This is a genomic window from Kibdelosporangium persicum, assembly GCF_013280595.1.
GTDB classification, from domain to species: domain Bacteria; phylum Actinomycetota; class Actinomycetes; order Mycobacteriales; family Pseudonocardiaceae; genus Kibdelosporangium; species Kibdelosporangium persicum.
In genome coordinates this window covers 267,447-292,668 of the sequence record NZ_JAAATY010000001.1, presented here as the reverse complement: position 1 = coordinate 292,668, position 25,222 = coordinate 267,447, and the positions used below count along the sequence as shown (strand labels likewise).

The 25,222-nt window shown below is 68.7% G+C and carries 20 protein-coding genes, 1 pseudogene and 2 riboswitches; of the genes and pseudogenes, 5 read left to right on the top strand and 16 right to left on the bottom strand.

Translation table 11 applies throughout. The features are described 5' to 3' along the window. Nucleotides 1–11: 11 nt before the first annotated feature. Nucleotides 12–117: riboswitch (glycine riboswitch) on the bottom strand. Next, nucleotides 118–214, bottom strand: a riboswitch (glycine riboswitch). It abuts the riboswitch before it with no gap. A gap of 123 nt (nucleotides 215–337) precedes the next feature. The 8 genes and pseudogenes from GC106_RS01340 to GC106_RS01305 all read right to left on the bottom strand — a co-directional run bounded on the left by GC106_RS01340 (nucleotide 338) and on the right by GC106_RS01305 (nucleotide 6,354). Beyond that, nucleotides 338–910, bottom strand: a complete 573-nt coding sequence (locus GC106_RS01340) for a MerR family transcriptional regulator (RefSeq protein ID WP_173124611.1) — start codon at nucleotides 908–910, stop codon at nucleotides 338–340. Between the two features lie 239 nt (nucleotides 911–1,149). Then, nucleotides 1,150–1,623 (bottom strand): bifunctional nuclease family protein, encoded by a 474-nt coding sequence (locus tag GC106_RS01335; protein WP_037260078.1) that lies wholly within the window; start codon nucleotides 1,621–1,623, stop codon nucleotides 1,150–1,152. Nucleotides 1,624–1,790: 167 nt separating this feature from the next. Further along, nucleotides 1,791–2,441, bottom strand: coding sequence for a transcriptional regulator FtsR (gene ftsR / locus GC106_RS01330; RefSeq protein WP_173123449.1), 651 nt, complete (start codon nucleotides 2,439–2,441; stop codon nucleotides 1,791–1,793). 32 nt (nucleotides 2,442–2,473) lie between these two features. Then, on the bottom strand, nucleotides 2,474–2,920 hold the full coding sequence (garA, locus tag GC106_RS01325; protein ID WP_173123447.1) for a glycogen accumulation regulator GarA: 447 nt from the start codon (nucleotides 2,918–2,920) through the stop codon (nucleotides 2,474–2,476). Nucleotides 2,921–3,042: 122 nt separating this feature from the next. After that, nucleotides 3,043–3,423 (bottom strand): glycine cleavage system protein GcvH, encoded by a 381-nt coding sequence (gene gcvH / locus GC106_RS01320; RefSeq protein ID WP_173123445.1) that lies wholly within the window; start codon nucleotides 3,421–3,423, stop codon nucleotides 3,043–3,045. 49 nt (nucleotides 3,424–3,472) lie between these two features. Next, on the bottom strand, nucleotides 3,473–4,042 hold the full coding sequence (gene clsA / locus GC106_RS01315; protein WP_173123443.1) for a cardiolipin synthase ClsA: 570 nt from the start codon (nucleotides 4,040–4,042) through the stop codon (nucleotides 3,473–3,475). Nucleotides 4,043–4,160: 118 nt separating this feature from the next. Then, nucleotides 4,161–4,370: a hypothetical protein gene (locus GC106_RS01310; protein ID WP_173123441.1), complete on the bottom strand. Its 210-nt coding sequence runs from the start codon at nucleotides 4,368–4,370 to the stop codon at nucleotides 4,161–4,163. Nucleotides 4,371–4,544: 174 nt separating this feature from the next. Continuing rightward, nucleotides 4,545–6,354: pseudogene (locus GC106_RS01305) on the bottom strand (MFS transporter). A gap of 123 nt (nucleotides 6,355–6,477) precedes the next feature. On the opposite strand from GC106_RS01305, the gene GC106_RS01300 reads away from it, so the two are divergent. From GC106_RS01300 to GC106_RS01290, 3 genes are read left to right on the top strand one after another with little or no spacing between them, the layout of a single operon-like run. After that, on the top strand, nucleotides 6,478–7,275 hold the full coding sequence (locus tag GC106_RS01300; protein WP_173123439.1) for a caspase family protein: 798 nt from the start codon (nucleotides 6,478–6,480) through the stop codon (nucleotides 7,273–7,275). Nucleotides 7,276–7,279: 4 nt separating this feature from the next. After that, on the top strand, nucleotides 7,280–11,098 hold the full coding sequence (locus tag GC106_RS01295) for a CHAT domain-containing protein (RefSeq protein WP_173123437.1): 3,819 nt from the start codon (nucleotides 7,280–7,282) through the stop codon (nucleotides 11,096–11,098). Nucleotides 11,099–11,132: 34 nt separating this feature from the next. Beyond that, complete coding sequence (locus GC106_RS01290) at nucleotides 11,133–11,738, top strand: DsbA family oxidoreductase (RefSeq protein ID WP_173123435.1); 606 nt, start codon at nucleotides 11,133–11,135, stop codon at nucleotides 11,736–11,738. Here the strand turns inward: GC106_RS01290 and GC106_RS01285 are convergent. Together GC106_RS01285 and GC106_RS01280 are read right to left on the bottom strand one after the other, a co-directional pair. After that, nucleotides 11,728–13,404 (bottom strand): AMP-binding protein, encoded by a 1,677-nt coding sequence (locus GC106_RS01285; RefSeq protein WP_376777697.1) that lies wholly within the window; start codon nucleotides 13,402–13,404, stop codon nucleotides 11,728–11,730. The genes GC106_RS01290 and GC106_RS01285 overlap by 11 nt on opposite strands. Beyond that, nucleotides 13,404–14,225, bottom strand: a complete 822-nt coding sequence (locus tag GC106_RS01280) for a crotonase/enoyl-CoA hydratase family protein (RefSeq protein ID WP_173123433.1) — start codon at nucleotides 14,223–14,225, stop codon at nucleotides 13,404–13,406. Before GC106_RS01280 ends, GC106_RS01285 begins: the two co-directional genes overlap by 1 nt. Before the next feature lie 212 nt (nucleotides 14,226–14,437). Between GC106_RS01280 and GC106_RS01275 the strand changes: the two genes are divergently transcribed. After that, nucleotides 14,438–14,605, top strand: coding sequence for a hypothetical protein (locus GC106_RS01275; RefSeq protein ID WP_173123431.1), 168 nt, complete (start codon nucleotides 14,438–14,440; stop codon nucleotides 14,603–14,605). A gap of 129 nt (nucleotides 14,606–14,734) precedes the next feature. After that, entirely contained in the window at nucleotides 14,735–18,448 is a 3,714-nt protein-coding gene (locus GC106_RS01270) for a patatin-like protein (RefSeq protein ID WP_173123429.1), read from the top strand. 53 nt (nucleotides 18,449–18,501) lie between these two features. On the opposite strand, the gene GC106_RS01265 is transcribed toward GC106_RS01270, so the two are convergent. The 6 genes from GC106_RS01265 to GC106_RS01240 are packed head-to-tail and all read right to left on the bottom strand — an operon-like array spanning nucleotide 18,502 to nucleotide 25,152. Beyond that, nucleotides 18,502–19,338, bottom strand: a complete 837-nt coding sequence (locus GC106_RS01265) for a sugar phosphate isomerase/epimerase family protein (protein WP_173123427.1) — start codon at nucleotides 19,336–19,338, stop codon at nucleotides 18,502–18,504. Nucleotides 19,339–19,348: 10 nt separating this feature from the next. Then, complete coding sequence (locus tag GC106_RS01260; RefSeq protein ID WP_173123425.1) at nucleotides 19,349–20,356, bottom strand: sugar phosphate isomerase/epimerase family protein; 1,008 nt, start codon at nucleotides 20,354–20,356, stop codon at nucleotides 19,349–19,351. Then, complete coding sequence (locus GC106_RS01255; RefSeq protein WP_173123423.1) at nucleotides 20,353–21,756, bottom strand: alkaline phosphatase family protein; 1,404 nt, start codon at nucleotides 21,754–21,756, stop codon at nucleotides 20,353–20,355. The genes GC106_RS01260 and GC106_RS01255 overlap by 4 nt, the downstream gene beginning before the upstream one ends. Further along, a complete protein-coding gene (gene eboE / locus GC106_RS01250) occupies nucleotides 21,753–22,838 on the bottom strand; it encodes a metabolite traffic protein EboE (RefSeq protein WP_173123421.1) in 1,086 nt (361 codons plus the stop codon). The genes GC106_RS01255 and eboE overlap by 4 nt, the downstream gene beginning before the upstream one ends. Beyond that, nucleotides 22,835–23,698, bottom strand: coding sequence for a TatD family hydrolase (locus GC106_RS01245; RefSeq protein WP_173123419.1), 864 nt, complete (start codon nucleotides 23,696–23,698; stop codon nucleotides 22,835–22,837). The genes eboE and GC106_RS01245 overlap by 4 nt, the downstream gene beginning before the upstream one ends. Then, nucleotides 23,698–25,152 (bottom strand): EboA domain-containing protein, encoded by a 1,455-nt coding sequence (locus GC106_RS01240; RefSeq protein WP_173123417.1) that lies wholly within the window; start codon nucleotides 25,150–25,152, stop codon nucleotides 23,698–23,700. The genes GC106_RS01245 and GC106_RS01240 overlap by 1 nt, the downstream gene beginning before the upstream one ends. Nucleotides 25,153–25,222: the final 70 nt, after the last annotated feature.

Sequence of the window (25,222 nt, the reverse complement as noted above, 5' to 3'; positions counted from 1 at the left end):
GCTCCGGCAAGCCCTCCCCCTCTGTCCATGCCCGGCAGGGGCGCCTGAGAGTTTCACCCGCGGCCAGCGCGGGCTTTCACCGTCGGCGGGGTGTGCGCACCCACTTTCCAGAGGCGTCTGCTTCGTGCGGTCCTGGGTACCTGAGAGGTTCCGGGGAGGAATTGCTCCTTCGGTGCCGGGCTCGCGTGCACCCGGTCTCTCCCGCACGACGTCAACGACTGCTTGCCAAGGATACCTTGACGCAGATCATCAACCAGCCAACTCTCACTGGAGTCTTCATCACTCGGCGCTGCCCGCGCGTCGCCTTGCGGACAGCGGCCGTTGACCAGTTGTTTCCCTAGCCCGCGTTGCGCGCGCGCCGCCGCGCGGAGAGCTCGTCGTCGTGCTGGATCAGCTCGGCGCCGTCCGCCCGTTCGGCGGGGAACTCGTGAATGGTTCCGCTGATCTCCCGCATCGCGCCGCTCACCGCGATGCCGAACACGCCCTGGCCGCCCTGCAGCAGATCCACGACCTCCTCCGGCGAGGAGCACTCGTAGACGGTCGTGCCGTCACTGAACAAGGTGATCTTCGCGAGGTCACGAACGCCTCTCCGGCGCAGGTGGTCGACCGCCACGCGGATGTTCTGCAGGGAGACCCCGGTGTCCAGCAGCCGCTTGACCACCTTCAACACCAGGATGTCCTTGAACGAGTAGAGCCGCTGACTGCCCGATCCGTGTGCCGTACGGATGGACGGGGCGACCAACCCGGTGCGCGCCCAGTAGTCGAGCTGCCGGTACGTTATCCCCGCGATCTGACAGGCGGCCGGGCCGCGGTAGCCGACCAGCTCGTCCGGCAGTGAAGCGTCCGGGAACAGCTCGCCCTGTTCACCGGCGTCCACGCCGGCGAGCGGACTGTCGGGCCGATGCTCCATCACGCTGCCTCCCATCGTCCCCGGCGCCCACCCCCAGGAGCGGAAAACGCCGGTCATGAGCATTCGACGGCGGCGCCTCTGGTGGTCACGCCGTCGTCATGGGCTCATCTCTGACGGTAGGACGGGCAGGCATCCCGGTCAACGCGACGCGCGGGACGCCGCCGATCGAACGAAGTGGCTCACACCACTCGCAGGTTTAGTCCTGTGAAGAACGGGGCACGCGGACACTCCGAGGAAGCTCAGGTGTCCGCACCTCTAAAATCCTCCGGCGAGACCGAATCCAGGAACTCGCGGAACTTCTCCACTTCGTCTTCCTGCTCGTCCGGGATGATCAGCCCGGCCTCGGCCAGCACCGAGTCCTCGGCGTGGATCGGCACACCGATCCGCAGGGCCAGCGCGACGGAGTCGCTCGGCCGCGCCGACACCCGGATGTCACCGTCGAAGACCAGTTCGGCGAAGAACGTGCCTTCCCGCAGGTCGGTGATCCGCACCTGCTCCAGCTCACGCCCGAGCGCCGCGATCACGTCCTTGAGCAGGTCGTGTGTCAGCGGCCTGGCCGGCCGGACACCCTGCTGTTCCAGTGCGATCGCTGTGGCCTCCACCGAGCCGATCCAGATCGGCAGGTAGCGTTCGCCCTCGGTCTCGCGTAGCAACAAGATCGGCTGGTTGGCGGGCAGCTCGACCCGCACGCCAACGACGCGCATCTCGCTCATCGGCCATCGCCTCCCTCAGCACGCTCAACCGCGACGACCCCCTGCTGCCAAGAGGATCGCGCATCGTCAACAATGACGCTACCCGCCATCCGGGCACCACGCTTGACTTCCCAGGCTTGCATATCGATCACGATGTGACCCGTGTCCTGCTCATATGATGGCCTGTTCTAGCCGCCGGTCACCCGGCGCAACCCCATCTTCACCAAAAGTGTGTGCAGGGCAACAGAAAGCGATGTCAGCTCGGCGAGCACCCGATCGGCCCTGGCCCGCGCGTTCTCGTCACGCTGACGGTACAGCGGCGTCACGATCTGTTCGAGCAGGCCGACCTCCCGGTCGGCCGCGGTGCGGAACGCACGCAGGTGCCTCGGCTCGAGCCCGAACTCGGCCATCGCCTTCACGACCACGCACAGCTCGACGTCGACCAGGTCGTAGAACCCGGCGGGCCCCGGCTTGACCAGGCCGAACTCCTCCAGCTCGGTCAGCGTCGCCTCGGTGAGCCCTGTCTCGCCGAGCAGCCCCTCCCTGGTCAGCCTGCGTGGCCCGCGGTCCTCGGGCTCGGACAGACCAAGCGGACCGGGGGACTCACCCCGGTCCGCGGCGTCCAGTTGTTGCTTGATGACCTTCAGTGGCAGGTACTGGTCACGTTGGGCGCGCAGCACGAACCGCAGCCTTTCCACGTCCCGCTCGGTGAACTGCCGGTAACCGGACGGTGTCCGGCCCGGCAGCACCAGACCCTCCGACTCCAGGAACCTGATCTTGGAGATCGTCACGTCGGGGAATTCGGCACGCAACCGATCGAGCACCGCGCCGATGCTCATCCCGTCAGGCAGCGGCCGTCCGGCCGACGCCGTCACTGGCCCCCGGGACCAGTGAGGAACACCAGGCGGAACTTGCCGATCTGCACCTCGTCGCCACCGGCCAGCACGGCCTGGTCGACCGGCTCACGGTTGACGTACGTGCCGTTCAGGCTGCCGACGTCGATCACCACGAAGTCGCCGCCTTCCCGGCGGAACTCCGCGTGCCTGCGGGAGACCGTGACATCGTCGAGGAAGATGTCGCTGTCCGGGTGCCGGCCCGCGCTCGTGGTGTCCCGGTCCAGCAGGAACCGCGAGCCCGCGTTCGGGCCGCGCTTCACCACGAGCAGAGCGGAACCGGCCGGCAGCGCGTCGATCCCGGCGACCTGGGGGTCGGGCGCGGGCGCGTGCTGGCCCTCGACGTCGAGGAAGTCGGCCCGGAAGACGGAGGTCCGCTCCGGAGACTGCTCCGGCGGAACGCCGGGTCCGTCGTTCGTGCTCACCTGAGCTCTCCTCCTGCTACTGGATTCGCTTGTTCCCGCAAACGTACCGTGCGTGCCGGATGACGAATCGGCTGGTCCCCCTGATCCGCTCCGTCGCTTGCGGAACCAGTCCAAGATCCTTCTCATGCCTGACCGGTTAGTGCGCGGTAGCCCTCCGCGTCAAGCAACTCGCCGAGCTCCGCGGGATTGGTGATCTTGAGCTCGAACATCCAGCCGTCGCCGAACGGGTCCGAGTTGATCAGCTCCGGGCTGTCGTTGAGCGCCTCGTTCACGGCGGTCACCTCGCCGCCGACCGGGGCGTAGATCTCCGACACGCTCTTGGTCGACTCCACCTCGCCGACCGCGTCCTTGGCGCCGACCGCCGCCCCGACCTCCGGGACCTGCACGAACACCACGTCACCCAACTGGTCCTGGGCGAAGTCGGTGATGCCGACCCGCACGGTGTCGCCGTTCACGGCGATCCACTCGTGGTCAGGTGTGTACTTCAACTGTTCCGGCGTCACGTCCCCGTCTCCTCATTCCGATCACCGACTGCGCTGGATGGCGCAGAGCTTAGAGGCACGGTCGCCGGATCGCGGTGACCGCCTGCATTACGTAGATCAGCCCGGACCAGACGTACAGCACGACGCCCCAGGCTGTGAAGGCGTAGGCGATGGGCCTGGCCACGTCCGCGAACACCGAGTCGATCTGGGCGAGCAGCAGGAACGGGAACGCGTAGAGCAACACGAACGTGGCACCCTTGCCGAGGTAGAGCACCTCCGGCGGGCCGTAGCCCGCGCGGCGCAGTAGCGGCAGGCAGACCAGCACGGCCAGGTCACGGCCGATGACCAGCAGCACGACCCAGAGCGGCACGATGTCGCGGGCGACGAACGCGATCATCGCGGCGAGCGTGTACAGCCGGTCGGCCAGCGGGTCGAGCATCGCGCCGAACCTGCTCATCTGGTTGAGCCAGCGGGCGATCTTGCCGTCCAGCCAGTCGGTGATCCCGCTGACCACGAACACCAGCAGGGCCCAGCCGTCCTCCTCGGGCCCGAGCAACAGCCAGAGGAACAGCGGCACCCCGGCCAGCCGCAGAACGCTCAGTGCGTTCGGCACCGTCCACACACGATCGCCCTGCGTCACTCGCCAGCCCCTCCAGACACGAAAAACCCCTGCTCACCCCTCGTGAGTGTTTATGCGTGTTAGAACACGGACAAACACTCACGAGGGGTGACCAGGGGAAACCTTAGTGGGGGGTGGGTCAGCTGGCGCGGGTGAGGGTCCAGCCCCGGCGCTCCAGCTCGGCGTTGGTGAACTCGACCGGACGGCCGCGGTCGTCACAGCCGACCCAGCGGGACCGGGCGAGCGCCGCCTCCAGGACGTACGCGTGCCCTCGGCTCCACACCACGCTGCACGGCGCGGTCGGGAGCCTGCGGTCGGACATTGCTTCGGGTTCTGCCACGTCAGTCATGTCCCCCACCTCCGTCAGGGGTGTCGGCCGACGGAGCCGCTCCGTTAGCCACCGGGAAATGATGCGGCACGGTTCACCTTGCCATGGGCAATTCGCCGGTGTATGGCGCCGATCGGCGCGAACGCGCGCCGATCGGTCGAAGATCATTTAGACGGAACGATCGCAGGCGTGCCGTCAGCCGCCGCTCACCGAGCGCCCAGCGGTCACGCCGTTATCGGCCCGGCTCATACCGGCCAGGTCAGCGGGGATCGTCCCGGAATCCGACGCTGTGGCCGCCGGCTCCGCACCGGCTGTCTCCCGCGCCGGCCTGCCGGACCCGGCGAGCCACGAGGCGACGGCGGCGACCACACAGGCGGCGATCGCGAACCAGAAGGCGATGTGCAGCCCGTCGGCGAACGGTTCGGTGATCAGGCCCGGGAAGAAACTCCGGCCGGTCAGGAAGGCGGACTGGTCGGGCGACAGCTGGCTGAGCGCCGGACCGAGCAGCTGCTGGACCGGGTTGTACCCGAGGAACGCCGCGAACAGCACGGCTACGGCAGGCAGCTGCGCGATCTCGTTGGCGTCCGCCGCGGGCACACCGTGCGCGGTTAGACCGGTGGTCAGCGCGCCTGGCAGGCTCGTCGACAGGCCCGCGATGATCAGGCTGAAGAAGATGCCGATCGACAGGACCATGGCGGCGTTCTGGAACGTGGCGTTCATCCCGGCACCCGCGCCCCGGGCGTTGCCCGGCAGGCTGCTCATCACCGCCGCGCGGTTGGGTGACGAGAACATCCCCATGCCGATGCCGTTGACCAGCAGCAGAGCCGCGAAGACGACGTAGTCGAAGTTCACCGGCAGGACGGTCAGCCCGATGAACGTGGCCGCCGTGACGACCATCCCGGCGGTGGCCAGGCCGCGGGCGCCGATCCGGTCGGACAGCACCCCGGAGACCGGCGCGGCGAGCAGGAACCCGATCGTCATCGGCACCATGTAGATCCCGGCCCACAACGGCGTCTCCTCGAAGGAGTAGCCGTGTTGCGGCAGCCAGATCCCCTGCAGCCAGATGATCAGGACGAACTGCAGCCCGCCACGGCCGAGCGAGGCCATCAGGTTGGCGATGTTGCCCCACGTGAAGGTCCTGATCCTGAACAGGTCCAGGGTGAACAGCGGGTTCGGGGACCCGCTTCTCGATGCTCACGAACCAGGCCAGCACGAGCACGCCACCGACGAGCGCGGTCACCACCCACGGGTTCGTCCAGCCCATCGAGTGACCGCCGTAGGGCTGAATGCCGTACGTGATCCCGACGAGCACCGCGACCAGGCCGATCGCGAAGGTGATGTTGCCGCCCCAGTCCATCCTGGCCCGCTGACGCACGCCGGTGTCGTGCAGTTTGAGGTACGCCCAGATCGTGCCGACCAGACCGAACGGGACGGACACCAGGAAGATCAGGTGCCAGGCGATCGGCGCGAGCACCCCGCCGATGACCAGGCCGAGGAAGCTGCCCGCGATGGCGGCGATGCCGTTGATGCCCAGCGCGAGACCACGCTGGCCGGCCGGGAACGCGTCGGTGAGGATCGCGCTGGAGTTCGCCATCAGGAACGCACCGCCGACACCCTGCACGATTCGCCACGCGATCAGCCAGATCGCGGCGGCGTCCCCGCTCATCCAGGTGACCGCGAGCATGACCGACGAGACGGTGAAGATCAGGAAGCCGAGGTTGTACATCCTGGCGCGGCCGTAGATGTCGCCGAGCCGCCCGAACGCGACCACCAGCACGGCGGTCACCACCAGGAAGCCCAACATCATCCAGAGCAGATAACCGGTGTTGCCCGCGTCCAGCGGGTTGACCCCGATGCCCTTGAAGATGTCCGGCAGCGCGATCAGCACGATCGACGAGTTGATCGTCGCGATCAGCAGACCGAGCGTCGTGTTCGACAGCGCGATCCACTTGTACCGCGGCCCGAGCTCATCCAGGGACTTCGCCTCCGCACCCCGCCTGGCCACCACAAACCTCCCGCGTCACGATTTACTTAGTCATGCTAATCAATATCGTTGCGTGCAGCAACTATCTAGTCGGCGGGTGTGACACGGGAGTCATCACTGCGCGCCGTAGCGATACGGTTACGGATGTCCCCGGTTTTGGAGGTCGCGGTGGCCTTACGCGCGGTCATAGTGGGCATCGATCGTTACCGCGACCAACGGATCAGAGACCTGTCCTACGCTCGCACCGACGCTGAGGCCGTTGCCGAGCTCATCGAGCAGGTACACCCGGCGCAACGCCACGTCACGCTGCTGCTCGACGAGGACGCGACCAAGCGCAACGTCCAGGTCGAGATCGGCGAGCGGCTCGCCCGCGACGCCGGCGCGGACGACGTCGTTCTGCTCTACTTCGCAGGTCACGGCACCCCGGAGACCAGCTCGGGTCCGGACGAGGCAGGTCGTTACCTCGCACTGCACGACACCGAGTACGACAACGTCTACGCGACCGGCCTGAGCATGGAACGCGAGCTGCCATGGCTGTTCGAACGGATCTCACGGCCGCCCCTGGTGCTGATGCTGATCGACGCGTGCTTCAGCGGCCGGGCCGGGGGCCGCACGTTCGAGGGGCCACGGCGCAAAGCCGCACGGGCGACCGCCAGGGACAGCGGGATGATCTCGTTGGACGACCTGGAACTGGGCGAAGGACGCCTGATGATCAGCGCCTGCGACGACGACCAGATCGCCTACGAGCGACGCGGGCTGGGCCATGGTGTGTTCACGCACTACCTGCTCAAGGGGCCGGCCACGGCTGACGACGGCTTCACGATCGGCGTACATCGGCTGTACGAGGAGGTCGCGGCGGCTGTCGCCGACCACACCGGCGGGCAGCAGATCCCGGTGATCAACGGCCGGTCCACCCGGGCGAGGCTTCCCTACCTCTGGTGAGGACATGCACTACTTCGGCGAGTACAACCACATCTACTTCCTGATGAGCGGCTGGACGATCACCGGGTTGTGCGACCGGGCCCACCGCGGCGAGACGGTCGGGTTCGTCGAGTCGGAGCCGGTCGACCTCGCGGCGGTGCCGCGTGAAGAGTCCACAGTGGTCGTCGGCGGCGCGACCACGCCGCCGTACATGATCAGGCCGGACAAATTCGGCCGGACGCTGCGCTATGAGCGGATTGAGAACGCCGGGACCGGCACGTCCGCGGCGAGGCTGCACGTGGATTTGCCGGACCATGTCCTGTACCGGATCGCATGGCAGAGCCCTCCCGACGACGCCGGCACGTTCGAACTGGCACCCGGTGTGCGGCTGTCGGTGTCCACCACGCTGCCGTGGACTTATGACGGCACGACTTTCCAGGCCATCACCGGTGACCAGCCCGGCACGGTGTCGTTCCTCGTGGAGATCCGCCGGTCCGTGCCGCAGGTGCGGGACACGGTGATCGTCGCCCGTACCGGGCACGAGCGCGCCGCGGTCATGGTGCGAGCCGGCCTGGGCGCCGGGTTCGTGCCGTGTTTTGTCGTCGACGACCGCGCCGAAGTGCCGGACCTGCTCGCCGGACTCACCGTCAAGGACCTGGTCACCCTCGGCTTCGCCGACAGCGCCGAAGACGTGGGTGACTCCGATCGGCTGACGTTGACCGCCCCGGACCGGGAGGAGGCCTACGGGCCGGCGCTGGCACTCGCTGTCGCCGCGGGCGCGCGGTTGCGGTTCGCCGACGTGGATCGGCTGACCTTGAGTGATGGATCAGCCGAATGGGCACTGCCGGACGTGCTCGGCACCCCGCTGGAGGTCTTCGGAGACGCGACCGACGAGCTCGTCGTCTGTGAGACTTCACTCGCTGACCTGCTGATCTGCCAGGCGGTGGGCTACGCGTCCCTGTGGGGCTGCCGGATCGCCTTCATACCGCCGGTCGGTGACGTCGGACCGTTCACCGACGCGACGGCGCTGACGCGGCGGGCGGCCGATGCGGTGCCCGACTCACTGCGTACACCAGACGCCCGAACGCTCACTGTCTTCACTCGGACGCTCCCGCTGCATCTGACGCCAACGCGGCACGGAGCCAGATGGATGGACCGTTACGCCGTCGCGCACCTGCCCGGTCAAACCGCGAGCACGCTCGTGCCGCGGTCGCTGGATTACGAGAGCCGGCCAGTGCCAGCGGTCTCGTTGGGCGTCGTGTTCGACGCCTTGGGCGTGTTGGCGACCGAGCGCACGGTCTACGAGGAACGCCTGGCCGCAGGACTGTCCGCGCCGATCGTGCTGTCCGCCGAACACGCCCGGCGCACGGTCCTGCACGAACTGGTGCAGGCCGTCGACACCGACTTGTTGCTGATCATCGCGCACGGCCGGGACGACTACTTCGACGACGGCGTCAACGAGCGAATCAGGGACGCGACCATCCGGCACTGGCGAACGCGCGGCACGCCGATCGTGATCAACAACTCGTGCGGGAGCTGGACCAGCACGGGATCCGCCTTCGTCGCCGCCGGGGCACGAGCCGTCATCGGCACGCTCTGGCCGGTCGCCAACGACCTCGCCATCCGGGTGGGAGAACGCGTCGCCGACCACTTGCACGAGCGGGAACTGGTGGCGGCGCTGAAGGACGCTGTCAGCGGCGACGCCGACGCGGCCGCGTACCTGTACGTCGGTGTCCCCCACGCCAGGGTGTCCTCACGAGCCTCCGTGGACGAGGACGAAACAGTGGCCGTGCTGGCCAACCTGCTCACGACCCTGTTCGACTGCATGCATGAACTCGTCGGCGCCAACAAGATCGACGAAGCCGAGGCGCTGCACGACGCGACCGTGCCCGCACTCCGGGAACGGTTCCTGGCCCTGGCCGAGCCGGACCAGCCGGTCCAGCCGCACCTGCCACCGCCGATGGCCCAGGCGTCGGTCGTGGACATCGACTACGTCCTGGCCGGCCGGAGCATCACCCTTCTGCTCGACGTCCGGCGGGCGGCGCCCTGGGAAAGGCACCGGGAGATCGCCCATCGACTGGCCAGGCTCGCTGATCTCGCCTACCGGGAACTGGTCACCTGGGACGAACGCAACGGCCGGCCTGCCCGGGCGTTCAGCCTGGACCACGCACTTCGCCACTACATGTTCGCCGCCGCGTGCGCCCTTCCGGTGGGCGTCGTGCTCGCCGAGGCCGGCGAACCCGGTCTCACCGAGAAGGCACGGTGGTGCCTGCGTGTGGCCGCCTCCCTGATCGCCCGGCCCGGGCACCCCGGCACCGACGGCGATCTCCCGGACGACGTGGTGATCGCGCAGGTCAAGACCGGCTTGCGGGTGTCGGCCCAGCAGGTCACCGGACCTGGTGGGACCGTGCGGGTCGACCTGCTGGACGGATCAGGAGTCAACCGGTCGACGGTGCTGCATCATTTCGCCGAGATCCACGAGCGGCTCGGCAACCAGCAGTCCGCGAAGCGATTCCATGACGCCATCGACGGTCCCGGCTCCCAGTCCGACGTGCACACCGAGTCGGCAGCCGCCGCGCGACGGTTGCGCGACGCGGCCCGCGACGGCCAAGAGGTACCCAAAGGCTTCGCACGCCAAGCACTTCGCCGAACGGACGCGATCGAGCGACTGGTGACGCGCGCCGAGCTGCGCGGCGAGATCCTCGGCGCACTGGCCACGTACCACGCCAGCCGCGGCGATCACCACCTCGCCAGGGCCGCCATCGGCGAGATCGCCCGCGACATGACCGAACTCGGTGTGCGGCCGTCGAATCCGTTCAACGCGCTCGTGGTCTGGTACTACGAACAGGGCGACTTCGACCGCTCGATGTCCTGCGCCACGCACAACGCCGAGGTGCTCCTCCAGGCACGTCATTTCGAGGCCGCCGCACGCGACTGCGGTTTTGTCGCGCGAGTCGCTCTCCGGGCGTACCAGCGGAAGCCGGAGACCAAGCGGTTGCGGACGTTCTTCGAGTACTCCGGCAAGATGGGACGCATCCTCAAGGCGCAACCGGCCGTGCGCGCGACGTTGAGCGAACAGTCGACCGACATCTGGGACAACACCGTCTCGATCTGGCGGCAGGTGGCCGACCGCGGTGACTGGCGGCTTGCGCTGCGGGGATACACCGCGCAGAAGGCGTGGCCGCAAGGTCAGGCCCGGCCGGACTACGAACTGCTCGCGAACGCCGCGCACCCCCGCAATGTGGCGGCCGTGAAGCAACTGGCCGCCGACGGGTCGCTGGCCCGCATCGGCAACGTGAGCATCGGCGGCGACTTCCTGGTGGACACGCACCTCACCACCTATTGGGAGGACATGTACGGCGCCGGGGACGACCCGGAGACCGTCTACGGCATCTGCCCGTCGCTCGGCCAGGAGCAAACCGAGGCGACTGTTGTGGCCGGCGTGGCCGTGTACGAACTGAGCAACTACGACGAAGTCCGGATCAGCCAGGTAGGAGCTTCCCTGCGGGACGCGGCCGGAGACCAGGGCGGGTTCTACGTCGAGACCTGGGGCAGCACGATGTTGCGGTACGACCTGACGATCGAACTGGCACGCGGCCTGGTTCCGTTGATGGTGATGTACCGGCCGAAGTCCGGAGCGAGCCCGCACACCCAGATCATGTTCGAGCCGACAGGATGCGTCATCGAACTCACCGCGGCGGACGCGCCCTGGCTGGGCGAGATCTCGATGTACGTCGGTAAGGTTACAACGGAGTTCTACGACCGGACCTTCGTGCAGCTGCCGTACACCATCCCCTTGGACTTCCCGACGTACAACCGGTTCTCCGGCCCTTTCCCGGGTTGACCTCGAGTCCGGTTGAGGTCGCAGACTGCTCGGCATGAAGGTCGAGGTCTACGCCGACGTCATCTGTCCCTGGTGCTACATCGGCAAACGCCGGGTGGCCGCGGCCGTCACGGGCCTCGCCGACCCGCCGGAGGTGCGGTGGCGGAGCTTCCAGCTTGCGCCGACGGCGTCCACACGACCCGGGCCGACGGCGGCTGAGGCGATGTCCGAGTGGTGGGGTGAGCGGGCGCCACAACGGGTCGCGCACATCAAAGCGATCGGCTTGCAGGACGGCCTTGAGCTGAACCTGGACAGGGCACGGCCGGTGAACACGTTCGACGCGCATCGCCTGCTGCACCTCGCTGCCGACCACGGCCGGCAGGACCAGGCCTGGGAGAGCCTCCTGCGCGGCTTTCACACCGAAGGCCTGGACATCGCCGATTCCGAGACGCTCAGCGACCTCGGGACCAGGGCCGGCCTGCCACAAGCCGACGTGCACGAACTGCTCACCGGCGACCGGCACGCCGGAACCGTCCGGCAGGACCAGGACAAAGCCCGCGAACACCAGGTCACGGGCGTTCCGTCGCTGGTGATCGGCGACGGGCGGCCGACCTCGGCCGTACTGCCCGTCGCCGAACTCCGCCGGTTGCTCAGCCCCTGAGGTCCTCGTCCGTGTACTCACCCGGGACCTGCGCCGACGGGTCCCCGTGCACCTCGTTCTCCCGGCCACGCAGTTCGACCCGGCGGATCTTGCCGGAGATCGTCTTGGGCAGCTCGGCGAACTCCAGCCGCCGGATTCGCTTGTACGGCGCCAGATGCTCACGAGCGAACGCCAGGATGTCGCGCGCGGTCTCGGCCGAGGGCGAGTAGCCCGCAGCGAGCACCACGTAGGCCTTGGGCACCGCCAGCCGCACGGGATCCGGCGAAGGAACCACCGCCGCCTCGGCCACCGCGGGGTGTTCGATCAGCACGCTCTCCAGTTCGAACGGTGAGATGCGGTAGTCCGATGCCTTGAACACGTCGTCCGCGCGCCCGACGTAGGTGATGTAGCCGTCGGCATCGCGAGCTCCGACGTCACCCGTGTGGTAGTAACCGTCGCGCATGACCTCGGCGGTGCGTTCCTCGTCGTCGGCGTAGCCCGTCATCAGCCCGACAGGCCGATCCGCCAACGACAGGCAGATCTCGCCCTCGTCGCCTTCCTCGCCGGTGGCCGGGTCGACCAGCGCCACGGTGAAACCGGGCAGCGGGCGTCCCATCGATCCGGGTTTGACGGGCTGACCGGGGGTGTTGGCCACCTGGACACTGGTTTCGGTCTGCCCGAAACCGTCCCGGATGGTCACCCCCCACGCCTTGCGGACCTGCTCGATCACCTCGGGGTTCAGCGGCTCCCCCGCGCCGACCACCTTGGACGGCGGGGTGGACAGCTGGGACAGATCAGCCTGGATGAGCATTCGCCACACCGTCGGCGGCGCGCAGAACGACGTCACACCACAACGGTCCATCTGCGACATCAGGGCGGCCGCGTCGAAGCGCGTGTAGTTGTGGATGAACACGCACGCGCCCGCGTTCCACGGCGCGAACACGTTGCTCCACGCGTGTTTCGCCCAGCCCGGCGAGGAGATGTTCAGGTGCACGTCGCCCGGTTCCAGGCCGATCCAGTACATCGTGGACAGATGACCGATCGGGTAGCTGGCGTGCGTGTGCCGCACCAGCTTCGGTTTCGCGGTCGTGCCGGACGTGAAGTACAGCAACAGCGTGTCCGACGCGGCGGTCGGGCCGTCAGGGTCGAATTCCGCCGAACCCGACGCGGAACCGTAGGAGTGCCAGCCCTCGACGGGATCACCCACCGCGATCCGGGTGTAGTCGCCCGGCACCGACTCGAACTTCGGCGCGTCCGCGGACCGCGCCACGACGTGCTTGACCGCACCGCGGTCCACCCGGTCCCGCAGGTCCTCCGGGCCGAGCAACGTGGACGCCGGGATGATCACGGCGCCGAGTTTCATCGCGGCGAGGATGGTCTCCCACAGCTCACCCTGGTTGCCCAGCATCAGGATCAGCCGGTCGCCACGCCGTACCCCGAGCGACCGCAGCCAGTTCGCGACCACATTGGACCGTTCGCGCAGCTCGCCGAAGGTCCACTTGCGCTCGGCGCCGTCCTGCTCGACGATCCACAGCCCGGTCCGGCCGGCGGGCAGCGTGTCGAACCAGTCCAGCGCCCAGTTGAACTCGGCCGGTTCGGGCCACCGGAACTCCCGGTAGGCGGTGTCGTAGTCGTCCCGGTGGGCCAGCAGGAAGTCACGCGCGCTCTGGAAGGTCACGGCGGCGATTATTCCCCGGTGAACTCCGGATCGCGACGTTCCAGGAACGCCTGCACGGCCTCGCCCAGGTCCTTGCTCGGCAGGAACGCCGCGTTCCAGGCCGAGACATACCGCAGGCCGTCCGCGACGGCCGGCGCCCGGCCGTGGTCCAGCACGTCCTTGACACCCTGCACGACCAGCGGCGGATTCGCGGCGATCCCGGCGGCCAGCTCGTGCGCGGCGGCCAGCACCGCGTCCCGGTCCGGGTGGACGTCGTTGACCAGGCCGATCTTCTCGGCACGGGCGGCGTCGATGTCCTTGCCGGTGTACGCCAGCTCACGCAGGTGGCCTTCGCCGATGATCCCGCGCAGCCGCTGCAGGCTGCCGATGTCCGCGACGATCGCGACCTTCACCTCGCGCACGCTGAACTTGGCGTCCGCCGAGGCCAGCCGGATGTCGGCGGCCGAGATCAGGTCGACGCCGCCCCCGACGCACCAGCCGGACACCGCCGCCACCACCGGCTTGCGGCAGTCCGCCACGGCCGTGACCGAGTCCTGCAACCTGCGGATCTCGTCGAGGAACCGGGTGCGCGGCCCGGCCAGCGCGCCGCCGAGCAGCTCGCCCCAGCTGCCCATCATCGCGGGCAGGTCCAGGCCGTAGGAGAAGTGCTTGCCACTGCCGGTGAGCACGACCGCACGCACGTCCGGGTCCGCGTCCAGCTCACGGAACACGACCGGCAGCTCGCGCCAGAAGTCCGGGCCCATCGCGTTGCCCTTGCCGGGCCCGAGCAGCGTCACCTCGGCGACGTGACCGGACTGCTCCACCTGGAGCGATACGAGGTTGTCAGCCATGCCCCCATCATTGCCTACCGGCCGGTAACCCAGCGACCGCCCCGGCCACCGCTCCGGCCGTACTACACAGCGTCCACCGAATGCCGCTCGAAATCACCGGATCGGGTGGCTGTTCGCCAAGGCACGGATCGCCCAGTCGTGGTGGGTCACAGCGTGAGACCGTGACCCGGCACAGCAGGCCGAGGCAAGACTTCCGGGAGGAGGGCACCGCCGTGACACAGCCGCGCCCGATGTCCACGCCGATCTTCGACGAGCTCCTGCGCGAGTACGCCAGCCGGATGGAGGATCAGCGCACGGCCACGCCGGGCCAGCCCTCCCCGGCCGAACAGCCGGAACCCGCCACACCAGGGCAGACGGCGACTCGTCACCGCGCGGAGTAGCGGGCCGGGCCCGCGAGAGCCCGCCCGGCACCTGTCTGTACCTTCCCCGCTGGGTCTCGAACAGGTGACGAGGCGTAACCGGCTCGTGCACACGGCCGATTTTCGAGTGATGCGTACAGGGGAGACGTCATGACCGATGATCAAGATCCGACGTGTGAGGAAGTCAGGTTCGCCGTCGTGCTCAACGGCGGCGTCAGCCTCGCGGTATGGATGGGCGGTGTGGTCCTCGAACTGGACCGGCTGACTCGTGCCTCCGACGGCTACGCGCAGCTGCTGAACCTGGTCGGGGCGACCGCGCGGGCCGACGTGATCAGCGGGACCTCGGCAGGCGGGATCAACGGCGCCGCACTGGCGCTGGCGCAGGTCAACCCGCGGGCGGACCTGACCGGCCTGCGTGAGCTGTGGGCCGAGCAGGGCCGGATGGACCTGTTGCTGCGCACGCCGTTCAAGGGCGAGCCGGTGTCGTTGCTGAAGGGCGACGAGTTCTTCCTGCCGAGGCTGGAAGACGCGATGCGCAGGCTGACCTCGCGTTACGAGCCGCGGGACGTGCACGACCGGCCGATGGACCTGCGCATCACCACGACCCTGCTGCAGGGCGTCACCAAGACGACGACCGACGCGCTCGGGCAGCGGCTGACGCAGAACATCCACCAGGGCGGTTTCCGGTTCCGGCGGGACGACGAACGGGACCATTTCAGCGAGAACGGGACGCTCCCGCCGGATCTGACGCACCAGCTCGCGCTCGCGGCACGCTCGTCGGCGTCCTTCCCGGTCGCGTTCGAACCGTCCTATGTGCCGCTGGACGAGGACTCCCCGATGCGCGAAGTCGCGTCCTGGGAGGGGTCGCAGCACGTGGTCGACGGCGGCGTGCTGGTGAACACGCCGACCAGGGAGGCTCTCGAAGCCATCGACCGGATGCCCGCCGAGGGACCGACCCGCCGGGTCATGCTGCTGGTCTTCCCGCACGCGGCGGCCGCCGGACCGGCGTCGCCCGGGCAGGCCGGGGACGACCAGCCGAGTGTGGTCACGGCGGTCCGGTCGATCATGCGGGCGCAGTCCAGCCAGAGCAACCGGACCTTCGTCGACGAGATCGAGAAGTACAACCGCAGTGCCGGGGCCCGGCGCGGCGGCCGCAACGCGCTGCTCGCCCGCCTGTCCACATCGGACGGATCAGTGGCCGGGCAGCTGTACTCGCTCGTGCGGACGATCTACCCGCACTACCGCGACATCCGGCTGCGCCGGGCGGCGTGGAAACTGGCCGAGCGTCAGGTGATCGCCCGCGGCAAGACCGCCGGCGCGGCGGGTGAGGCGTGGTCCTTCGACCGGATCAAGGACGCGGTGGAGGTCGCGCACCGGAAATGGCTGAAGGACAAGGGCTCCCTGCCGTACGTCCCGGCCTCTCCCCCGGTCGCCGGTGTCCGGGAGCTCGGTGAGACCGGCTGGCCGTGGGACATCACGACCGGCGAGCGGGTCGCCGCGTCCGCTCTGGACATGCTCAAGCGCCTGGTCTGGGTGCTGCCCAAGGACTCCCCGATCAGCGACGTCCACACCGCCCGCGCGACCGTGCACACGGCCCGCAACCAGTTACGGCGTATGCGGCTCGCGATGCACAAGGCGTGGGAGGACCAGCCGGTCCAGTCGCCGGACGGCGAATGCTGGAAGCAGCGGCTGACGGAGTACAACGCGCGCATGACCGGCGAGCAGGGCACTCAGGTGCGGGAGCTGGTGCTGGGCATCGCGGCGGCCTTCGGCACCGGCGCCCAAGTGCTCACCTCGGACGACACCCTCGTGGTCCGCGATCCGAACCTGGCGGCATGGCGCGACTTCGCCCGGCTGTCCGACGACGACCCGGACGCCGACCTGCGCCCGGCGGACCGGTGGATGTCCCGGCTGCTGGCACTGGAGGTGGCGACCACGTGCCTGGCCGACGACTCCGAAGGGCCCGAGGAACAGCAGGTCGAACTGGCCCAGATCAGCCTGCAGACCGCGAACAGCTTCGCCCGCTACAGCATCACGCCGGACGACAAGGCGGGCGGCTACTCGCTGTCCCGGTTCTCGGGGTTCCTGAAGCGGTCCTGGCGGGCCAACGACTGGATCTGGGGCCGGATGGACGCGGCCAGCATGCTGTGCCGTGTCATGCTGGACCCGGCGCGAATCCGGCGCGCCGCGGACCTCTCCGGCCGGCTGTCCACCACGGACGCGCAGGCCATGGTCGACGACCTGATCAAGCAGTTGTTCGGCGGTATGCCGTCGGACAGCCGGATCGAGCAGTGCCGGGACGCGGCGATCAAGGAACTCGAGCACGCACTCACGGCCGAGGCGGGCTCGGCCCTGCCCGCGACCTGCCTGGCACTGGCCGACCTGGTGGCGTGGGCACTGCACATCCAGATCATCATCGAGGAACTTCCCGAACTGCGTCGCGCGATCGCCGCGGACGCCGTCGACGGCGCGAACGTCCGCTCGAACGGTGAACGTTTCGTCAAGCAGTACGCGGGACTGCTGGACTTGCTGGAACGGGTCCCGCGTGGCCGGCCGTTGACGCCGGAGACCGTCGACCTGGGCCTGAAAGGGCTCGAGGCCTTCGACCGGGCCGGAATCGGCCGTGAGCCGCTCGGCGAGGAGGTCGCCAGCGACCAGATGATCCGCACGGTCGCGACCGCCGCGGCGACCGCGGTCACCCTCGCCGACAGCCCGCAACTGGGCCTGAAGGCCGCCCGCCCGGTCACGCGCTCGATACGTGGCCTGGCGCTGTTGCCGTACTGGATCGTCTTCGGCCTGACCAGAGGCGGCCGGATGGCGCGGTTCCTCGGCCAGTTCGGCCTCGCGGCGGGCGGGCTGGCGCTCGTGCTGGCCGTCTTCGGCGCCCTGCCGGAATGGGCGGAGACCCCGGCCGCGTCCTTCGGCGGCGGCGCGTTGCTGGCCGCGTTCGGCTACAGCGCGGTCCGCACCGGCAGCCTTCTCCACGGTTTGGTGCTGCTGTCGCCGGTCGTTCCCTTGGTGGCCTACGGCCTCACCGAGTCCACATCGGACCGGACAGGACAGGGCCTGGCCGGGCTGATCGGCGTCGGGTTGTTCGTCACCGCGCTGTTGCTGCTCGGCAGCCTGCCGGGCGCGAGCCTCACGCCGATGGGCACGGCGGGCGCGGTGATCTCCGGTTTCCCGGAGTGGCTGAAGTCCCGCAACTGGGCCGGCCCGCTGGTGGCGCTGGCGATGGCCGGAATCGGCGCGCTGGTCTGGTGGAGCGGAATCCTCGGGTTCCTCGACGCCAACGCCACGGTGCTGCTGATCATCACGGCCGGCCTCGTGGTGCTCGCGGCTGTGTTGAGCTACTTCGGCGGCCGTGGCCTGCGCCGCTGGCATCTGCACCCGGAGAAGGGCTGGACCGACCCGGCGACCCGCGATCCCGCCGCGGCCGCGGCGGGCTGGGCCGTGGTCTACGGAACCGTGTACGTGCTCATCGGCATTGGCCTGTCCTTCACCGCCGCGGGCACGCCTTTCGCTTCATCGTGGTGGACCGGCGCGCCGTGGTGGGCTCGCGCGGCGATGGCCACGTGCATCACCTTCGCCGCGATCCTGCTGCTCGTCGTGCCCTGGTACGTCCCCTGGCGAGCCCGTGCGGCGCTGTACGCGAAGCTCTTCGACGAAGCACACTCCACTCTGTACACCGGGTCGTCGCTCAAGGAGATCACCGAGAAGCTCTGCGGCCGCATCGAGACCCACGGCCTGATCTGCCGCGGCCTCGCCCGCAAACCCGGCTCGGACAACAAGTTCGTGCTCACTCCGGCGGGCAGGCGCCTGGCTGCCCGGATCCAGCGCAAACTGAAGGCCGCCGCCAAGGCCTAGAACACGCCGAACCGCCCCGGGACCAAAGTCCCCGGGGCGGTTCGGCGGCCGGCTCAGAAACGCAGGCCGGTCAGGTACTCGAAGCCCACCTTGGCGGTCACCAGCGGGTCGACCGGGTTGTCGTGTTCGACGATGTACTCCTGGATGCCCTCGCGCCAGGTGCGGCGGAAGATCTCGCCGAAGTCGATCACGCCCTTGCCGGGGTCGACCATCTGGCCGTCCGGGGTGCGGTCCTTGACGTGGTAGTGCGGCACGCGGCCGTAGTTCTCGTACACCAGCCGGACGGGGTCCTCGCCGGCGTGCACCGCCCAGAACAGGTCAATCTGCAGGTGGACGTTGCGCCTGGTCGTGCCGCGGGCGATCAGGTCCCAGGGACGCTGCCCTTCCACCGGCCGGAACTCGTGGTCGTGGTTGTGGTAGCCGAGGGTGAATCCGGCTTCCCGTGCCACCTTGCCCGCCGCTTCGAGGCGTGTCACGAACGCCTTCCACTCGGCGGCCGTGCCGTAGTTCGAGTACGGGTGGACCAGTTTCCGGTTGCCCAGGGTCTTGGCGTCCGCGATGATCTTGTTCAGGTCGTCGTCGATGTTGATGTGCGTCGACGGTGCCTTGATGTGGTTGCGGTCCAGCAGTTTGCGGAACTCCGCCGCGCTGCGCCCGTACGTGCCCGCGAGTTCCACCCGGCGGTACCCGATGTCGGCCAGTGCCGAGAGGGTTCCCTCCAGGTCCTTCTCCAGGACCGAGCGCAGGGTGTAGAGCTGGATGCTGATCTTCTCGCGCGGAATCCGCAGCCGGAAGCGCGCCTCGCTCGCCGCGGCCGTACCGGGTAACGCGACAGCCGCGACACCGGCGGCAGCCGCGCCGCGCAGCATGGACCTACGAGACAGTGCCATGGTGATCCCTTCAGGACTTCTTCGAACTGAACGCCGCGTCGAAGGCCGCGGCAGGCGGATCGAAAGCCAGGTTGCGGACGAACTTCACCGCCTCTTCGGCACCCCGCAGCCGGTCCATGCCCGCGTCCTCCCACTCCACGGAGATCGGGCCGGTGTACTTGATCGCGTTGAGCGCGCGGAAGCACTCCTCCCACGGCACGTCGCCGTGCCCGGTGGACACGAAGTCCCAGCCACGCCGCGGGTCCGCCCACGCCAGGTGCGAGCCCATCCGGCCGTTGCGGCCGTCGAACCTCTTCTTGGTGTCCTTGCAGTCCACGTGGTAGATCCGGTCGGCGAAGTCCAGGATGAAGCCGACCGGGTCGAGGTCCTGCCAGACGAAGTGCGACGGGTCCCAGTTCAGCCCGAACGCCGGCCGGTTGTCCACCGCGTCCAGCGTCTTGCGGGTCGTCCAGTAGTCGTACGCGATCTCCGACGGGTGCACCTCGTGCGCGAACCGCACGCCCTCCTGGTCGAACACGTCCAGGATCGGGTTCCACCGGTCGGCGAAGTCCTGGTAGCCGTCGTCGATGACGTCCTGGGACACCGGCGGGAACATCGCGACGTACTTCCAGATCTTCGAACCGGTGAAGCCGATCACCGTGTCCACGCCCAGCTTCCGGGCCGCACGGGCGGTGTCGGCGAGCTCCTTGGCGGCACGCTGACGTACGCCTTCGGCGTCCCCGTCGCCCCAGATCCGGGCGGGCACGATGTTCTGGTGCCGGAAGTCGATCGGGTCGTCGCACACGGCCTGGCCGACGAGGTGGTTGGAGATCGCCCACGTCTTCAGGCCGTACTGCTCCAGGATCTTGTGCCTGCCTGCCACGTAGTCCGGTTCGGACAGCGCACGGTCCACTTCGAAGTGGTCGCCGCCACAGGCGATCTCCAGCCCGTCGTAGCCCCAGCTCGAAGCGAGCCGGCACACCTCCTCGAACGGCAGGTCCGCCCACTGCCCGGTGAACAGCGTGATCGGTCGGCTCATGACTGTCCTTTCAGAACTTCGGCCATCGGCCTGATGTCTTGCAAGCCCAGCAAAAGGTCGTGCACGTCGGTGGCGGAGAGCTTCTCGCGGCCGGGATCACGCGGGTCGGAGCACAGCAGCACCGGGCCGTCCTGCGGTGAGTCCGGCAGCCTGCCGTGCGAGCCGCGCACCATGCCGCCGTCCAACGGGACCACGTTCATCGCGTACCGCAGACCGACCTTCTTCTTCACCAGGTTCAGCCCCGCCTTGGCCTTCACCAACGGGTCCGCCGGGTTGAAGAACAACTCCGCCGGGTCGTAGCCGGGCTTGCGGTGGATATCCACACCCCTGGCGAAATCCGGCGCACGATCGTCGTTCAGCCAATAGTAGTAAGTGAACCACGCGTCCGGCTCAGCGACCACCACCAGTTCCCCGGCGCGCGGGTGGTCGATCTGGTAGCGCGCCTGCTCCGCTCGGTCGAGCACCATGTCCACCCCGGGCATCCGCCCGACCAGGTCCTTCACCCGTCGCAGGTCGGCGTCGTCGGCCACGTACACGTGCGCGACCTGGTGGTCGGCGACGGCGAAAGCCCGGGACACCCACGGGTCCAGGTACTCCATACCGTCCTGTGTGTACACCTCCAGCAGACCCTCGGCACGCAGGGCCCGGTTGATGTCGACCGGGCGACGGGCTTCAGTGATCCCGTACTCGCTCAACGCGACCACAGTCGCCCCGGCGTTCGCCGCGTCCTGCAGCAACGGCGACAGTTCGGCGTCGACGTCACGGGCGGCGTTGATCGCCTCCTGCGAGTCAGGCCCGAACCGCTGCAGGTCGTAGTCCAGGTGCGGGATGTAGACCAGCAAGAGGTCCGGCTTGTGCCCGGACAGGATCCGCCGCGACGCGCCCACGATCCACTTGCTCGACGCGATCGACGCGGTCGGGCCCCAGTACTGGAACAGGGGGAAGTCGCCGAGCGCCTCGGTCAGTTCGTCGTGCAGCCGCACCGGCCTGGTGTAGCAGTCCGGCGACTTCCTGCCGTCCGCGTAGTAGATCGGCCGCGGCGTGACCGTCAGGTCCGTGGTGGCGCCCATCGCGTACCACCAGCACACGTTCGCCGCCTGGTAACCCGGGTGAGCCGCTCGCGCGGTCTCCCAGACCTTGTCACCGCCGACGAGCTTGTTGTGCTGCCGCCACAGGAACACCTCACCGAGTTCCCGGAAGTACCAGCCGTTGCCGACGATTCCGTGCTCGGCGGGCATCTTGCCGGTCAGGAACGTCGACTGCGCGCTGCACGTCACCGCGGGCAGCACCGTGCCCAGTTCGGCCTGCCAGCCCTTGTCGGCGATCCGTGACACGTTCGGCATGTGCCGCAACAGGCGTGGCGTCAGCCCGACGATGTCGATGACGACCAACGGCTTCATGGAACCTCCACTGTCAACTGGCCGTCTGCCCAGGCCAGCTCCGCTGCTATCCCGTCTACCAGATCCTGCCGGTGCCGGTCGGGCAGCACTTGCCAGGTGTACGTCTCGACTTCGATCGTCCGGTCACCGGGCACTGTGGTCAGCACCTGGGTCAGCACGTCGTTGGTGGAACGCAAGGGAGCGTCCGGGGACGCGTGCAACGGGACGTGGAAGTGCACCCGCCACGGTCCCTCACCCGGCAACGTTTCCAGTGCCTCAGGCAGATCGTCCGCCTTGAGCACGGTGCCGTCCGGCGCGAGTTCACGGACCTGGTGCAGGTAACGGGGTTCGGCGAACTCGGCCAGCTCGGCACGGGCCGCTCGCGGGTCGTCCACGTGCAACGCCGCCGAAGCCTGCACCTTCACGATCTCCAGCCCGGCGGCGGTGATCGACTCGACGGTCCGCACGGGATCGGCGAAGGACACCGCGAGGTGGCACGTGTCCAGGCACAGGCCGATGTACTCCGGGTCCACGCGCGGCGCCAGCCAGGCGACCGTGTCCGCCACCGTGTCCAGAACGCATCCGGGCTCCGGCTCGACGGCCAGTTTGATCCGCCGTGGCGAGGACCGCAGCGTCCGCGTCAGCGAGGCCAGCGAGGCCAGGGCGGCACTGTCGTCCTCGGCGGTCCACGGTTCACGCCAGCCCAGCGGCAGCGTGGAGATGCCGCCGTAGGCCACGTCGTCCGGCAGCAGATCGCCGAGAACCGTGACGCAGTCCACTGTGTACCGCAAGCGCCGGGGATCGGTCCATCGCGGCTCGTACACCGACAGCTTCACGACGTCAGCGTGAAAGCCACCGTACGGAAAGGCGTTCATGGTGATCACGGCGAGACCGCGGGCGTCGAGCTCGGCCCGCAACCGCCGGCGCGCGGTGCCCGAAGCCGCCAGGCCGGCGGCCACGTCGGCCGCCAGCCACAGACCGAGCCCCAGGCGATCGGCACCCAGCTTCTCCCGCACCGGCACCGCGTAGGTGTCCAGCTGGCGGAGAATCCCGTCGAGATCCTCCGCCGGGTGCACGTTCGTGCAGTAACAGAGCCGGGTCACTGCCGCCCGCCCCGCAGTACCGAGTTGCCCGCGAACGTCTCGGTGGACGCCGAGAACCCGGGCAGCTCGTCCAGCACTAGCCTGCCGCTCTGGCCGTAGAAGTCGACCGGGTTCTGCCAGAGCACCTTGTCCACATCGGACTCGCCGAAGCCGGCCTCGAGCATCTTCCTGGCCGTCTTGTAGGTCTTCAACGGGTCCGACCGGCCCCAGTCGGCCGCGGAGTTCACCAGCATCCGGTCGGTGCCGTACTCCTGGAGGATGGCGACCATCCGGTCCTCGTCCATCTTGGTGTCCGGGTAGATGGAGAAGCCCATCCAGCAGCCGGAATCCTTGACCAGCTTGACGGTGACCTCGTTGAGGTGGTCGACGGCCACGAACTCCGGCGCGATCCCGGACTCCGTGACGACGTCCAGGGTACGGCGGGTGCCTGCGAGCTTGTCCCGGTGCGGGGTGTGCACCAGTGCGGGCAGCTTGTGCTCGACGGCCATCTCCAGCTGGCGGGCGAAGGCCTCGTCCTCTTCCGGCGTCATCGAGTCGTAGCCGACCTCGCCGACCGCGACCACGCCGTCCTTGGCCAGGTAGCGCGGCAGGATGTCGAGCACCGGCTTGCACCGGGGATCGTTGGCCTCCTTGGGGTTCAACGCGATCGTGCAGTGGTGCCGGATGCCGAACTGGGCCGCCCGGAACCGCTCCCAGCCGATCAGCGCGTCGAAGTAGTCCTTGAAGGACCCGACCGTGGTGCGCGGCTGGCCGAGCCAGAAGGCCGGTTCGACCAGAGCCCGGACACCGGCGGCGAACATCGCCTCGTAGTCGTCGGTGGTGCGCGAGGTCATGTGGATGTGCGGGTCGAAGATACGCATCAGCTGACCTCCAGAAGACGTACTGCGTCGGCAGGGACTTCGCGGCCCGCCGCCCTGCGCTCGTCGGCGTAGTCGGCGACCATGCGGAGCAACTCGGTGTCGGTACGGCGGTCCAGGTCCGCGACCGCGGTCAACGGAACGCCGACGAACAGGCACTTCAACACGCCGTGCCGCCAGGAATGCTGGTCGAGGTGCTCACCCGCGAACGGCCCGAGCGCCGCCGCGACCAACCGGATGTCGTTGGTGCGCAGGGCATCCTGCACGAGCTCCAGCCCTGCTTTGACCGCGGGCGCCGGCAGCGATGTCAGGCCACGCAGCACGCCGCGGCGTTCGGCGTCGTCGCCGTACCGGTAGAGCTCGGTCACCTCGTCGACCAGCTCGACCGGCGCCAGGACGTCCGCCAGCGCGGCCAGCAGGCGCGTGCGGGCCAGATCGTCCACAGTGCCGTGCACGAGGCCCTGCGGATCGGACTCCGGCCGCAGCGGGTCACGGCCCACTTCGCGGCCCACCGCGGGGAAAAGGGCCCGGATGGCGGCCGGTTCGGACCGGACCCGCCGTTCGGCGCCCACCAGCCAGGGATGATCCACTTGTCCCACCGATTCCGAGTCAGCAGCGGGCAGCACCGATTTCACGGCCGCGGTCAGTGCCGTCATCGCCCGGCGGGCGACGTCGGGCGCGGCATGGCTGTGCCGGGGCAGTTCCACCGCGGCCACGCCGGTGTAGCCGACCTCGGCCAATGCGGCCAGGGTGCCGGCCAGGTCGAGCTCGCCCTCGCCGAACTCGAGGTGCTCGTGCACTCCTGGCCGCATGTCGTCGAGCTGGACGTTGACCAGCAGCCCGGCGGCGTGCCGGACGCATTCGGCCGCGTTCATCGGCTCAACGGCGACACAGTGCCCGACGTCGAGGGTGATGCCGAGCATCTCCGGCTTGCCCAGCTCGTCGCGCAACGCCAGAGCCTGCGCGAGGTGCTGGACGTACATTCCCGGCTCGGGCTCAAGGCCGATCCTGACCTGCCTGCGGTCCGCCTCGACGAGCACCTTCCCGACGCCGCTGAGCATCCGCTGGCGGGCGGTCTCGTCGTCCACATCGGACGGCTTGATGCCCGACCAGAACGAGACGCAGTCCGCGCCGAGGTCGGCGGCGATCCGGATGGCCCGGTGCAGGAAGTCGATCCGCCCATCGGAGTCCTCGGACACCAACGTGGGATGGTGCTTGCGAGTCGGATCGAGCAGGTACCTGGCACCCGTCTCGACGACACACCGAAGCCCCAACGACGACAGCAGGCCGGCCACCCGAGCGGTTTCCTTCGCCACATCCTCGGCGAAGGGATCGAGGTGGTGGTGGTCGAGGGTGAGCGCGACCGAGGTGTAACCGAGGTCCGAGATCACGCGCAGGGCATCGTCGAGGCGGTGGTTGGCGAATCCGTTGGTGCCGTAGCCAAGGGAGAAGGTCATGCCGGGCTCACCTCCCAGCGTGCGCCTCGTGAGTGTTTATCGGGGTTAGAACCCTGATAACCACTCACGA

Coding starts and splice junctions, on each gene's coding strand:
- GC106_RS01280 (WP_173123433.1), bottom strand. CDS start 14,225: ATGGCTGACAACCTCGTATCGCTCCAGGTGGAGCAGTCCGGTCACGTC.
- GC106_RS01295 (WP_173123437.1), top strand. CDS start 7,280: ATGCACTACTTCGGCGAGTACAACCACATCTACTTCCTGATGAGCGGC.
- GC106_RS01270 (WP_173123429.1), top strand. CDS start 14,735: ATGACCGATGATCAAGATCCGACGTGTGAGGAAGTCAGGTTCGCCGTC.
- GC106_RS01255 (WP_173123423.1), bottom strand. CDS start 21,756: ATGAAGCCGTTGGTCGTCATCGACATCGTCGGGCTGACGCCACGCCTG.
- GC106_RS01310 (WP_173123441.1), bottom strand. CDS start 4,370: ATGACTGACGTGGCAGAACCCGAAGCAATGTCCGACCGCAGGCTCCCG.
- GC106_RS01265 (WP_173123427.1), bottom strand. CDS start 19,338: ATGGCACTGTCTCGTAGGTCCATGCTGCGCGGCGCGGCTGCCGCCGGT.
- GC106_RS01300 (WP_173123439.1), top strand. CDS start 6,478: ATGTCCCCGGTTTTGGAGGTCGCGGTGGCCTTACGCGCGGTCATAGTG.
- ftsR (WP_173123449.1), bottom strand. CDS start 2,441: ATGAGCATCGGCGCGGTGCTCGATCGGTTGCGTGCCGAATTCCCCGAC.
- GC106_RS01245 (WP_173123419.1), bottom strand. CDS start 23,698: ATGCGTATCTTCGACCCGCACATCCACATGACCTCGCGCACCACCGAC.
- GC106_RS01290 (WP_173123435.1), top strand. CDS start 11,133: ATGAAGGTCGAGGTCTACGCCGACGTCATCTGTCCCTGGTGCTACATC.
- GC106_RS01335 (WP_037260078.1), bottom strand. CDS start 1,623: ATGAGCGAGATGCGCGTCGTTGGCGTGCGGGTCGAGCTGCCCGCCAAC.
- GC106_RS01240 (WP_173123417.1), bottom strand. CDS start 25,152: ATGACCTTCTCCCTTGGCTACGGCACCAACGGATTCGCCAACCACCGC.
- GC106_RS01260 (WP_173123425.1), bottom strand. CDS start 20,356: ATGAGCCGACCGATCACGCTGTTCACCGGGCAGTGGGCGGACCTGCCG.
- GC106_RS01340 (WP_173124611.1), bottom strand. CDS start 910: ATGGAGCATCGGCCCGACAGTCCGCTCGCCGGCGTGGACGCCGGTGAA.